This is a genomic window from Cupriavidus sp. MEYA8, from assembly GCF_059278825.1.
In genome coordinates this window covers 2,647,642-2,659,678 of record NZ_CM181221.1, presented here as the reverse complement: position 1 = coordinate 2,659,678, position 12,037 = coordinate 2,647,642, and the positions used below count along the sequence as shown (strand labels likewise).

Below are 12,037 nucleotides of genomic sequence, written 5' to 3'. Positions count from 1 at the left end.
ACCGGGCTCAGGACAGGGCGTGCCGCACTTCGCCGGCCTTCGGGTCGGGAGTGTCCACGGTCAGCAACGGATTGATGAACAGCGACGCCACCGCGCCAACGCCCAGCAACGCCCCCGAGATCATGAACGGCAGGTCATAGCTGCCGGTCCGCTCGATCAGGTAGCCGAACACCACCGGCGACACCATGCCGGCCAGCCCGAAGCCGGTGTTCATCATGCCGCCGGCGGTGCCGGCGTACTTGCCGGCAATGTCCAGCGGCAGGCTCCACAGCACGGCATTGGTCAGCTCCAGGAAGAAGAACGACAGCGACAGCAGGATCACCGCGTTGACGGCATCGGCCGTGAAGGTCATCGGCGCGATGAACATCAGCGAGCCGGCCAGCCCGACGAACAGGATCGCGCCGCGCGCCAGGCGCAGGTTGCCGGTGCGCCGGTAGATGCGGTCCGACAGCACGCCGCCGAGGGTGTCGCCGACCACCCCCGCCATCAGCGGCAGCGCGGTGAACAGCGCCAGCTGCTTCAGGTCGAAGCCGCGCGCTTCCTTCAGGTACGACGGCAGCCAGGTCAGGTAGACCCACAGCGACCAGCCGTAGCAGAAGTCGACGAAGGTCACCAGCCACATGCGGCGGAACAGCCGGCGCCACGGCGTGGGTGCCTTGGCCGCCTGCTGCGAATCGCCGCGCCGGTAGCCGATCTCCTGCAGTTCTTCCGGCGTGACCCGCTTGTGCTTGTCGGGCGAGTCCTTGAACGTCAGCGCGTACAGCACGGTCCAGCCCAGGCTCACCGCACCCAGCACGACGAAGGCCTCGCGCCATCCCGCCGCGGCGACGATGGCCAGCACGATCGGCGGCGTGATCGCACCGCCCAGCCGCGCGAAGCTGTGCGTAATGCCTTGCGCGAAGCCGCGTTCGGCCACCGGCATCCAGTAGGTGAAAGCGCGCGTGGCGGTCGGAAACGCGCCGCCTTCGCCGATGCCCAGCACGAAGCGCAGCGCCACCAGCATCATCACGCTGCCGGCAAAGCCGGTCAGCACCGTGGCCACGCCCCAGATCAGCGACAGCACGATCAGCACCTTTTTGGGCCCGAACTTGTCGGACATCCAGCCGCCCAGGATCTGCATGGCGGCATAGGGATAGGCAAAGGCCGAGAACACCAGCCCCAGCTGCGAGGACGTCAGCCCCATCTCCTCGCGGATCAGCGGGGCGGCAACCGAGATGTTGACGCGGTCGATATAGGCGATGAAGTACATCAAACACATGACGCCGAGGATCATGTGCCGGGTCTTGATGCGTTGCTGCATAACCACCTCCTATGCGCGGCGGGCGCGCGTGGCGTTGACGGGGCGGCGGCCGGCGCGTGGTCCATTGCCATGCGCTTGCGGCTCGCCGGAGCGCGCCAGCGATAAGTCCTGGCTGCGCTGCCCCGTCCTTGAGCAAACAGCTGTGTGTCTCTGTGCGTGTCTCCGGATGTCGTGGTAGCGGGGTGAGCGGGCTCCTTGGCGAAAGTTGGGGGAAGGGATGGGGTGTCAGCTCATGCAGGGTCCAGCAGCTTCAGCCGCTGCACCTTGCCGGAGGGCCCGCGCGGCAATTCCGCGATGAAGCGGAATTCCCGGGGCGTCTTGTAGCGGCCCAGCTCGCGCAGGCAGTGCGCGCGCAGCGCCGCGTCGTCGCAGGCCACGGCTTCGCGCCTGACGATGAAGGCGACGATCTCCTGCCCGTAGGCCGGGTCGGGCACGCCCACCGCCGCCGCTTCCAGCACGCCCGGATGGCGCAGCAGCGCTTCGTCGATCTCGCGCGGGGCGATGTTCTCGCCGCCCTTGATGATCAGTTCCTTGGCGCGGCCGGTGATGTAGAAGTAGCCCTCCGCATCGCGGTAGCCGAGGTCGCCGGTGCGCAGCCAACCGTCGGGCGTGAAGGCTTCGCGCGTGACCTCGGGCGCCTTGTAGTAGCCCGCCATCACGCTCTCGCCTTGCAGCACGATCTCGCCGATCTCGCCGTCGGGCAGCGGTCGCCCGTCGTGCCCCAGCACGCGAGCCTGCGTGCCGGAGGGCCGGCCGATGCTGCCGATGCGCCGCTGCTGCGGATCGAGCGGATTGCTGAACGCCGGCGCCGCGGTCTCGGTCATGCCCATGGTCTCGATCACGCCGATGCCGAAGCGCTGCTCGAACGCGCGGTGGTGCTCCGGCGGCAACGCGGCGGAAGCGGAGCGGCAGAAGCGCACGCCGGCCGGCGCACGGCCATCGGGATCGTTGAGCAGGTAGGCGATGATGGTCGGAACCACGTTGAGCCAGGTGCAGCCGTGGCGGGCAATGTCGTGCCAGAACGCACTGGCCGAGAAGCGCATCGGCATCACCACTGAGCCGCCATGTGCCAGCGGCGCGATCGCGGTCACCACCAGCCCATTGATGTGATACAGCGGCAGCGTGGCCAGCACGCGATCGCCCGCGCCGAGCGCATGCTCGCGGCTGACGCTGGCGCCGTTGGCGGCGAGGTTGCGGTGGGTCAGCAACACGCCCTTGGGTGTGCCCGTGGTGCCGGACGTGTACATCAGCAGCGCCGGGTGATGCGGCTGCGGTGGCGGAAGCGGAGCGGCACCGGGCTGCACTACCGGCAGCGCGGGCAGGGCGGTGTCGTCGGGCGCGGTGACCACCACTGGCACTTCCACGCCGGCTTCGGCCAGCGCCGTGCGGATCGCGGCTTCGCCTTCGGAGGAAGTGAAGACCAGCCGCGTGTCCGCGTGCCCGAGGATGTAGCGCAGCTGCGCGGGCTGGCACAGCAGGTTGATCGGATTGGCCACCAGCCCGCAGGCCATGGTGCCGAGCAGCAGCCGCGCGGTCTGCTCGCCGTTGGGCAGGTACACCGACACCGTCTGGCCGCTGCCGAGGCCGGCCTCGGCGTAGCGGCGGCCGAGCGCATCCGCGTCGGCGGCCAGGTCGCCGAAGCTGAGCGCGCGGCCGCTGTCGGGAGACAGCAGGTAGGCCTTGTCGGAAGCTTGCGCGGCACGGGCGGCCAGCAGCGTGGCCACGGTGTCGAGCACTTCGGGGCGGATGCGCGCGTTCATTGGCCGACCCTCGCGAAGTAGTCGCCCAGCAGCTCGCGCTCGTCGGGCACGCATTCGGCGATCGGTTCGGCGATGCGGGTGATGTTGAGGTATTGCCGCCAGCCGAGGTTGTCCGAAAAGTTGTTGCCGCCCCAGGTGCCGCAGCCCATCGACAGCGAGAACGGCAGGCCGTTGTCGAAATTGCCGCCGGTGGCGAAACAGTGCGCCTGGTTCACGATCACGCGCGCCACCGGCAGTTCCTGCCCGAGTTGCAGCGCCTGCCGCGGATCGGCCGTATGCAGCCCGACCGAGTGGCCCGCGCCCATGTAGTCGTAGAGGCTCGCCACGCGCGCCACGGCGGCGTTGTAATCGGCGGCGCGATAGAGCGTGAGCACCGGCGAGAGCTTTTCGCCGGAGAAGGGATAGTCGCTGCCGACGCCGGTCTCAGGCACCAGCAGCATGGTCGGCTGCAGCGCACGCACGCGCGCCAGGCCCGCCAGCTCGGCAATGCGCGGCGCGCTCTGGCCGGTCATGTCGCCGGCGAGCTTGCCGTGCCGCCACATCAGCGCCTGCAGCCGCGCCTTTTCCTCGGCGCTGAGCAGCACGCCGCCGACGGCGGCAAGCGCTTCGAGCATGGGCTGGTAGACCGCGTCGAGGATCACCAGGCTGTTCTCCGACGAGCAGCTGGTGGCGTTGTCGAAGGTCTTGGAGCGGACGATCTTTGCGGCCGCATCGCCCAACGCCGCGCTGGCATCGACGATGGCGGCCACGTTGCCCGCGCCGACGCCGAACGCCGGCGTGCCGCAGGTGTAGGCCATGCGCACGTTCGCCTGCGAGCCGGTGGCCACCACCAGGTCGGCCTGGCGCATCAGTTCGGCGGTCGAGGCCTTCGACACCGGCGCGGGCAGCATCTGCACCAGGTCGGCGGGCAGGCCGGCGCGCGCGAACTCGGCGTGGATGAACGACAGCAGCAGCTCGCATGTGCCCTGTCCCTTGGGAGAGGGCGCGACCACCACGCTGTTGCCGCACTTGAGCGCGTTGATAATCTTGTTGGCCGGCGTTGCCCCGGGGTTGGTCGACGGCGTGATCGCGGCGACCACGCCGACCGGCCGCGCGATCTCGGTGATGCCGGTGGCGGCGTCACGCGCGATCACGCCGACGGTCTTGCGTCCGTGCAGGTCGCGCAGCAGGCCCAGCGTCTTGCGATGGTTCTTGCGGATCTTGTCGTCGACGTTGCCAAGGCCGGTGTCGGCCACGGCCCGCTCGGCCAGTTGGCGGTTGCGCGCGGGCTCCATGATGGCCCACGCGGCGGCGGCCGCGGCGGTGTCGACGATGGCCTGGCCGGCACGCGCGAACGCGCGCTGCGCCTGCCGGGCGCGCGCCACGATCGCATCGACCTGGTCTTCCGGCACGGGCACATCGGTGGAATGGGACTGCTGGCGCTGCAGTATCTGCACACTCATGGATCGGCTCCGGGGTTGGGTCAGGTAGGTCCGCCGCGGCGGCCCCGAGTCGAATCTAGTGAACCCAAACCGGCATGCCGTCCCAATTTGTGCGCTTTCGCGAGCACGGCTGCGGGTTGCATCCGGTAGTGCAGATTTCGGGACGCCAACGCGTCCCGGAATCCGCTAAATTGCATCCATGAGTAATCACTCGAACGCCGCCGCGGTGCGCGCCTTCCGCATCCTGGAGATCCTGTCCGCCGCCGACGGGCCCATGCCGCTGTGCGCCATCGTTGAGGAAATCGGACTGCCCAAGCAGACCGTGCACCGCATCCTCAAGCAGCTGGAAAGCACCTGGCTGGTGTCGCGCACGGCGGGCAGCCCCGGCTATGAATGTTCGTCACGCGTGCGCCAGCTCGCGGTCAATGTGCTGATGCAGGCGGGGCCGGCCGCGGCGCGGCACGCGATCCTGCAGCAACTGGTCGACAAGGTCGGCGAGACCTGCAACCTGACCATGCTGTCGGGCGACGACGTGGTTTATCTGGACCGGGTCGAAACGCAATGGCCGCTGCGCATGCACCTGCAGCCGGGCTCGCGTGTGCCGCTGCATTGCACCGCCAGCGGGAAGCTGCTGCTGGCCTTTCTGCCGAGCGCGCAGCGCGAACGCCTGGTGGCCAACCTGCCGCTGCGCGCGCATTCGGCGCGTACCATCACCGACGCCGCGGCACTGCACGCGGAGCTGGCCGAGACGCGGCGGCGGCGCCTGGGCATCAACAACCAGGAAAACCTAGAGGGGATGATTGCGGTGGCGGTGCCGGTGATGCGCAACCGCAGCCGCGCCTGCGCGGCGATCGCGGTGCAGGCGCCGCTGGCGCGGATGACGATGGACCGGCTGATGGGATTCGTGCCCGACCTGCGCATGGCGGCGGACGCGATGGTGAAGACGTTTGGGGAGTAGACCGCGCTGCGGTGGTTTGCTCCCCTCTCACGCTTGCGGGAGAGGGAGAACACCTTGCTCAGGCTTGCTCGGGCTGCTTGGGAGCACCCAAAACCGCTCGCTCTTGCTTGGGTTTCAAACCGCCGGCGCCGTCGGCTCGACGCCCGGCGGCGTCACGTTGAAGCAACCGCGGTACGTCGCATAGAACGAGCAATACAAGATCGCCAGCATCAGCAGCGAATACGGCGTCACCAGGAACGACAGCACCGTCTCCGCCCCGAACGCGCTGAATACCGCCTCCAGGATAAACGGGATCGCCACCAGCAGCATCGCGAACAGCACGATATAGGTGAAGAACGCCCCGCGATTGCGCCAGCACGCGGTCCAGCTGAAGAACAGCGCCTTGACCGGTGGTACCCCGTGCCAGGCCGCCAGCAGCGGCGCGAACCAGAACATCATCGCGATCGGCGTGTACAGCAGCGCGCCGATCATCATTGCGTAGTAGAGCTGCCGCACCGCTTCGGCCGAGGGCGCTTCTTCCTTCAGCACGATCGGCACCAGCGCGCTCATGTCGACCACCGCGCCGGCGATCAGCCCCAGCATGAACACCAGCCCGGCGTAGATGCCGCCCAGAACCAGCAGGTTGCGCGTGGCTTCCTTGCCGTTGGCGCGAAAGCCCGCCAGCAGCACGGTGGGCAGCACGCGCTTGTTCTGGATCACGTCGCGGCACGCGGTCATTACGCCGACCGACAGGCCCGGCGTGACCACCAGCAGCGCGATGATGCCGATCAGCGGCACCACGATGGCCAGCTGCGCGGCGATCAGGTAGACGAACAGCAGCATCAGGAAAGTCAGCGGATTCTTGCGGAACAGCCAGATACCCTGGCGGAACCAGACGTAGCCTTCCTTGGCAGGAACTTCCAGTAGTTGCATGACGGATCAGATCCAGGGGAGCGGGCGCGCGGGACTGGTGTCCAGGCGCCGGCGCAGGATGCGTTCGAAATGAGTGGGATCGTGCGGCTGCAGCATGTCGGCCTCGCGCGGCAGGTAGAAGTCCCACAGCCGCGACACCCAGAAGCGCAGCGCGCCCGCGCGCAGCATGTCCTGCCAGTGCGCGGCCTCGGTGTCGCTCAGCGGCCTGACCGCATGATAAGCGCGCAGCATTGCCTGCGCCCGCGCGTGGTCGAGTTCGCCGCTGGCCAGGTCGATGCACCAGTCGTTGACGGTGACCGCCAGGTCGAACAGCCACTTGTCGTTGCCGGCGAAATAGAAGTCGAAGAAGCCGCCCAGACGGTGGCGTCCGCTGCCGTCTTCCTCGAACAGCACGTTGTCGCGGAACAGGTCGCAATGGCACGGGCCTTCGCCCAGGCTGGCGTAGTCGGCGCTGGCGAAGAACGCCGCCTGGTGCGCGATTTCCTGTTGCAGCAGGGTACGCTGGCCGGCGTCGAGGAAAGGCAGGATCTCGGGCTCGGTCTGCTGCCACCAGGCCAGGCTGCGCAGGTTGGGCTGGCGGCGCGGGTAGTCCTGGCCGGCCAGGTGCATGCGCGCCAGCATGTCGCCGACTTCGGCGCAGTGCTGCGCGTCCGGCGCCAGCTGCGAGGCGCCGGGCAGGCGCGTGACGATGGTGGCGGGCTTGCCCTTGAGCGGGCGCAGGATCTCGCCGTCGCGCGCCGGGATCGGCGCCGGCACGCGGATGCCGCGCTCGGCCAGGTGCGCCATCAGGTGCAGGTAATAGGGCAGCTGCGCGAACGACAGGCGCTCGAAGATGGTCAGCACGTACTGGCGTGCCTGGCCATCCTGCTCCATGGTAAGGAAGAAATTGCTGTTCTCGATGCCCGAGGCGATGCCGCGCAGTTCGCGCACTTCGCCAAGGTCGAAATCAAGCAGCCAGCTGGCGATCTCGTCCTGCGAGACCGTGGTGAATACGGCCATACTCGTTGTGTGAAGCGAATCGGAAAGCGGCGGCAAAACCAGGGCCGCCGCCGCGGCATGACTGCCGGAGGGCCGGCGCGGCCCGCTTACGCCGGGCCGTGGGTCAGCGTCCCGCCGCCGCTGCGGCAGGGCGCTTGCGTGGTCAGAATTTCAGGTTGACCGATGGTACGCGGTTGACATCGTGCTCGCGGATGCGCGGCGAGCTGTCTTCCGGCTTGCTCATCTCGTACTTGGTGCCGAAGCCGGACTTGACCTGGATATCGGTGGCGCGGCCCTTGTCGCGGTACTCGCGCACCTGCGTGCCGTCGCGCTCGTTGAGCTGGAAGCTCGGCTGGCGCGGCTGGTTCAGCTGCGTCTTGGCTGCCGGCGCGATCGGCTGGTTGTTGATCTGGTTCAGTTCCTGCTGCGACAGTGCGCTGCTTTCCTGGTTGCCCTGGGCCAGCACGGGCGCCGCCAGCGCAAATGTGGCGGCAGCCGCGGCCAGCAGGCGCAGGCCCGCGGGCAGGGGGTCGTCGGACCGGGCAGAACGGCACGACCGGGTGGAACGGGAGGTCATCAGGGGCTCCTGTGCGGCGTCGCGGCGCCCCAAGGGCAATAAGGGGCGGCGGGCGACGCCGCGGCATGCGGCGGTTGGCTGCAACCCGGCGGCGCCGGGCTTGGCAGAACGGACAGGTTCCATTCTAGCAATTCTGCCGTGCCCGGAGGCCGGGCCGTGCCCCGCGGCGCACCCGCGCAACGGCAGGAGTGCCTGACGCGTGGCTTGCGGCGCAAGCCGGCCGGGCCCAGGCCCGGCGGCGCGCTTACAGGTAGAACATCTCTTCCTTGGGCGGGATCGGCTTGTCGCCGCCACGGCGCTCGTAGTAGTCGTAGACCGCTTCGAGTACTTCATGCGGCTCGTCGACGATCTTCATCAGGTCGAGGTCGTGCTCGGCGATCAGGCCCATCGGCAGCAGCGTGAAGCGGAACCAGTCGAGCAGGCCCTTCCAGAAGCGGCTGCCGAACATGACCACCGGCACCGAGCGCGACTTGCCGGTCTGCACCAGCGTCAGCACCTCGGCCAGCTCGTCCAGCGTGCCGAAGCCGCCCGGCATCACGATAAAGGCGTCGGAGTTCTTGACGAAGGTGACCTTGCGCGTGAAGAAGTGGCGGAAGCGCATGGCAATGTCCTGGTACGGATTGCCCTGCTGCTCGTGCGGCAGTTCGATGTTCAGGCCCACGCTGGCAGACTTGCCGGCGTGCGCGCCCTTGTTGGCCGCTTCCATGATGCCGGGGCCGCCGCCCGAGATGACGGCGAAGCCGGCATCGGAGAACAGCCGCGCGATCTCGATGGTGCGCTGGTAGTAGGGCGAATCCTCGCGCAGGCGCGCGCTGCCGTAGATCGACACGGCCGGGCGGATCTCCGAGAGGTACTCGGTCGCCTCGATGAACTCTGCCATAATCGTGAACATTTGCCACGATGCGCGCGCCTTCTTCGCGGTCGCGCGGTCTTCGTCGGCCAGCGCACGCAGGCTGGGGATCATCTTGCGCGGATTGGCACGCGCCGCGGCGGCGGCGGCTTTTTCTGCGGCCACTTCAGGCGGATGGCCAGCGGCGGCGGCATCGGCCGCGGCGGCTACGGCTGCGGCGTGTTCGGACGCTGCCTCCGGCGGGGGTTGTACGGTATCGCCGGAGATATCGGATACATCCGGATCAGCAAGGGGGGCGGTCGAAGCACCGCCCGCAGCGGCACCAGTCAATTTTGAGTCCATGGGAATGTCGGATAGTCCAAAAACACTCTTGCTCGTCGACGGATCGAGCTATCTGTATCGCGCTTATCACGCTCTGCCGGACCTGAGGAATGGAGAGGGCCTGCCCACAGGGGCAATCTACGGCATGATCAACATGCTGCGCAAGCTGCGCAACGATTACCCGGCAGAGTATAGCGCCTGCGTGTTCGACGCAAAGGGCAAGACCTTCCGCGACGACATGTATCCGGCCTACAAGGAACACCGCCCGTCCATGCCGGAAGACCTGGCCCGCCAGATCGAGCCGATCCACGAGGCCGTGCGCGCGCTGGGCTGGCCGATCGTGGTGGTCGACGGCGTCGAGGCCGACGACGTGATCGGCACGCTGTCGCGCCAGGCCACCGAGCAGGGCGTGCGTACGGTTGTATCCACCGGCGACAAGGACCTGGCGCAGCTGGTCAACGACCAGGTCACGCTGGTCAACACCATGAGCGGCGAAGTGCTCGATCCCCCGGGCGTGGCGGCCAAGTTCGGCGTGCCGCCGGAGCGCATCATCGACTACCTGTCGCTGATCGGCGATGCGGTCGACAACGTCCCCGGCGTGCCCAAGGTCGGCCCCAAGACCGCGGTCAAATGGCTGTCCGAGCATGGCTCGCTCGACGGCGTGATGGCCGCCGCGCCGGGCATGAAGGGCGTGGTCGGCGAAAACCTGCGCAATACGCTCGACTGGCTGCCAATGGCGCGCAAGCTGGTCACGGTCAAGACCGACTGCGACCTGAGCAAGGCGGTGGCGGATTTCCACGCGCTGCGCGAGACCGGCGAGGACAAGGACAAGCTGGTCGAATTCTTCCAGCGCTACGGTTTCAAGACCTGGCTGCGCGAAGCCACGGGAGAACGCTTACCTGACGCGCGCGCGCAGGCCCGCGCCCGCGCGGCCGCGGCGCCGGCGCCGGCGCAGGGCGGCCTGTTCGATGCGCCGGCGGCGGCCACCGGCAATGTGGTCCAGGCAACGGAAGAGAGCGCGCCCACCGAGATCCGCCACGAGACGGTCACCACGCAGGGCATGCTGGAAGACTGGATGCGGCGCATCGAGGCCGCGCCGCTGGTGGCGATCGATACCGAGACCGATTCGCTCGATCCCATGCAGGCGCAGCTGGTGGGCATCTCGTTGTCGGCGACGCCGGGCGAAGCCTGCTACATCCCCGTGGCGCACCGCGGCCCGGACGTGGCCGGCCTGCCCGAGCACGGGCAGCTCTCGCGTGAATTCGTGCTGGAGCGCATGCGCGCCTGGCTCGAGGACGCCAGCCGCCCCAAGCTCGGCCAGAACCTGAAATACGACATCCACGTCTTCGCCAACCACGGCGTGACGCTGCGCGGCGTGGCGCACGACACCATGCTGCAGAGCTACGTGCTGGCCTCGCACCGCAACCACGGCATGGACAGCCTGGCCGAGCGGCTGCTCAACCTGAAGACCATCACCTACGAAGAGGTGTGTGGCAAGGGCGCCGGCCAGATCGGCTTCGACCAGATCGACCTGGCGCGCGCCACCGAGTACGCCGCCGAAGACGCCGACGTGACGCTGCGCCTGCATCGCAAGATGTTTCCGCAGGTGGAAGCGGCCGCAGGGTTGCGCCGCGTGTATGAAGAGATCGAGATGCCGGTCTCGGTGGTGCTGCAGAAGATCGAGCGCAACGGCGTGCTGATCGACGCCGAACGCCTGGCCGCGCAGAGCGCCGAGCTGGGCCAGCGCATGCTGGCGCTGGAGCAGTCCGCGTACGAGGCCGCGGGCCAGCCGTTCAACCTGGGCTCGCCCAAGCAGATCGGCGAGATCCTGTTCAACCAGATGAAGCTGCCGGTGGTGAAGAAGACCGCCAGCGGCGCGCCGTCGACCGACGAAGAGGTGCTGCAGAAGCTGGCCGAGGACTACCCCCTGCCCAAGCTGCTGCTCGACTACCGCGGCCTGGCCAAGCTCAAGTCCACCTACACCGACAAGCTGCCCAGGATGGTCAATGCGCGCACCGGCCGCGTGCACACCAGCTACGGGCAGGCCACCGCGGTGACGGGCCGGCTGGCATCGACCGAGCCCAACCTGCAGAACATCCCGGTGCGCACCGAGGAAGGCCGCCGCATCCGCGAAGCCTTTATCGCCGAGCCGGGCAGCGTGATCGTGTCGGCCGACTATTCGCAGATCGAGCTGCGCATCATGGCCCATATCTCCGGCGACGAGAACCTGCTGCGCGCCTTCGCTAACGGCGAGGACATCCATCGTGCCACCGCCGCCGAGATCTTCGGCGTGGAGCGCGACGCGGTCGGCAGCGAGCAGCGCCGCTATGCCAAGGTCATCAACTTTGGCCTGATCTATGGCATGAGCGCGTTCGGGCTGGCCAGCAACCTGGGCATCGAACGCGACGCGGCCAAGCACTATATCGACCGCTACTTCATGCGCTACCCCGGCGTGGCGCACTACATGGAAGAAACCCGGCAGACCGCGCGCGAGCAGGGCTATGTCGAGACCGTGTTCGGCCGCCGGCTGTGGCTGCCCGATATCAACGGCGGCAGTGGCCCGCGCCGCCAGGCCGCCGAGCGCGCCGCCATCAATGCGCCGATGCAGGGCACGGCCGCCGACCTGATCAAGCTGTCGATGATCGCGGTACAGGGCTGGCTGGAGCGCGACGGGCTGCAGACGCGCCAGATCATGCAGGTGCACGATGAACTGGTGCTGGAAGTGCCCGAGCATGAGCTGGAACTGGTGAAGGCGCGCCTGCCAGAGCTGATGTGCACGGTGGCGCAGTTGCGCGTGCCGCTGGTGGCCGAGGTGGGCAGCGGCGCCAACTGGGAAGAAGCGCACTGAAAGCGCAATGAAGTTGAGCTGACAACCCTCCCCCGCGTTTGCATGGCGGTATCGATTGAAGCGACTGCTGAGTCGTGTTATGCGGCTTGCCATGCATGCTGCAATGCAGCAG

At 68.0% G+C, this 12,037-nt stretch carries 9 protein-coding genes; 2 read left to right on the top strand and 7 right to left on the bottom strand.

Going from position 1 to position 12,037, the window contains the following annotated elements; translation table 11 throughout:
- Positions 1 to 7: 7 nt before the first annotated feature.
- The 3 genes from AC5WJ1_RS12390 to sauS all read right to left on the bottom strand — a co-directional run bounded on the left by AC5WJ1_RS12390 (position 8) and on the right by sauS (position 4,502).
- Positions 8 to 1,300 carry an MFS transporter gene (locus tag AC5WJ1_RS12390; protein WP_135705649.1) on the bottom strand — a complete coding sequence of 431 codons (1,293 nt, stop codon included), beginning with the start codon at positions 1,298 to 1,300 and terminating at the stop codon, positions 8 to 10.
- 230 nt (positions 1,301 to 1,530) lie between these two features.
- Positions 1,531 to 3,060, bottom strand: coding sequence for an acyl--CoA ligase (locus tag AC5WJ1_RS12385; protein WP_135705647.1), 1,530 nt, complete (start codon positions 3,058 to 3,060; stop codon positions 1,531 to 1,533).
- The gene (gene sauS, locus AC5WJ1_RS12380) at positions 3,057 to 4,502 is read right to left on the bottom strand and encodes an acylating sulfoacetaldehyde dehydrogenase (RefSeq protein WP_195427336.1); all 1,446 of its coding nucleotides are present in this window, start codon (positions 4,500 to 4,502) and stop codon (positions 3,057 to 3,059) included. Before sauS ends, AC5WJ1_RS12385 begins: the two co-directional genes overlap by 4 nt.
- A gap of 178 nt (positions 4,503 to 4,680) precedes the next feature.
- Here sauS and AC5WJ1_RS12375 point away from each other — a divergent pair, with 178 nt between their 5' ends.
- A complete protein-coding gene (locus tag AC5WJ1_RS12375) occupies positions 4,681 to 5,439 on the top strand; it encodes an IclR family transcriptional regulator (RefSeq protein ID WP_195427337.1) in 759 nt (252 codons plus the stop codon).
- 114 nt (positions 5,440 to 5,553) lie between these two features.
- Here the strand turns inward: AC5WJ1_RS12375 and AC5WJ1_RS12370 are convergent, their stop codons facing one another.
- The 4 genes from AC5WJ1_RS12370 to AC5WJ1_RS12355 all read right to left on the bottom strand — a co-directional run bounded on the left by AC5WJ1_RS12370 (position 5,554) and on the right by AC5WJ1_RS12355 (position 9,098).
- A complete protein-coding gene (locus tag AC5WJ1_RS12370) occupies positions 5,554 to 6,351 on the bottom strand; it encodes a BPSS1780 family membrane protein (RefSeq protein WP_133097418.1) in 798 nt (265 codons plus the stop codon).
- 6 nt (positions 6,352 to 6,357) lie between these two features.
- Entirely contained in the window at positions 6,358 to 7,350 is a 993-nt protein-coding gene (locus AC5WJ1_RS12365; RefSeq protein WP_133097419.1) for a homoserine kinase, read from the bottom strand.
- A 142-nt stretch (positions 7,351 to 7,492) separates the two neighbouring features.
- On the bottom strand, positions 7,493 to 7,906 hold the full coding sequence (locus AC5WJ1_RS12360; protein ID WP_133097420.1) for a hypothetical protein: 414 nt from the start codon (positions 7,904 to 7,906) through the stop codon (positions 7,493 to 7,495).
- 244 nt (positions 7,907 to 8,150) lie between these two features.
- The gene (locus tag AC5WJ1_RS12355) at positions 8,151 to 9,098 is read right to left on the bottom strand and encodes an LOG family protein (protein ID WP_232353319.1); all 948 of its coding nucleotides are present in this window, start codon (positions 9,096 to 9,098) and stop codon (positions 8,151 to 8,153) included.
- Between the two features lie 4 nt (positions 9,099 to 9,102).
- Between AC5WJ1_RS12355 and polA the strand changes: the two genes are divergently transcribed.
- Entirely contained in the window at positions 9,103 to 11,925 is a 2,823-nt protein-coding gene (polA, locus tag AC5WJ1_RS12350; protein ID WP_195427338.1) for a DNA polymerase I, read from the top strand.
- The last annotated feature ends 112 nt before the right edge of the window (positions 11,926 to 12,037 follow it).

Coding starts and splice junctions, on each gene's coding strand:
- AC5WJ1_RS12370 (WP_133097418.1), bottom strand. CDS start 6,351: ATGCAACTACTGGAAGTTCCTGCCAAGGAAGGCTACGTCTGGTTCCGC.
- AC5WJ1_RS12375 (WP_195427337.1), top strand. CDS start 4,681: ATGAGTAATCACTCGAACGCCGCCGCGGTGCGCGCCTTCCGCATCCTG.
- AC5WJ1_RS12360 (WP_133097420.1), bottom strand. CDS start 7,906: ATGACCTCCCGTTCCACCCGGTCGTGCCGTTCTGCCCGGTCCGACGAC.
- AC5WJ1_RS12390 (WP_135705649.1), bottom strand. CDS start 1,300: ATGCAGCAACGCATCAAGACCCGGCACATGATCCTCGGCGTCATGTGT.
- AC5WJ1_RS12365 (WP_133097419.1), bottom strand. CDS start 7,350: ATGGCCGTATTCACCACGGTCTCGCAGGACGAGATCGCCAGCTGGCTG.
- AC5WJ1_RS12355 (WP_232353319.1), bottom strand. CDS start 9,098: ATGGACTCAAAATTGACTGGTGCCGCTGCGGGCGGTGCTTCGACCGCC.
- polA (WP_195427338.1), top strand. CDS start 9,103: ATGTCGGATAGTCCAAAAACACTCTTGCTCGTCGACGGATCGAGCTAT.
- sauS (WP_195427336.1), bottom strand. CDS start 4,502: ATGAGTGTGCAGATACTGCAGCGCCAGCAGTCCCATTCCACCGATGTG.
- AC5WJ1_RS12385 (WP_135705647.1), bottom strand. CDS start 3,060: ATGAACGCGCGCATCCGCCCCGAAGTGCTCGACACCGTGGCCACGCTG.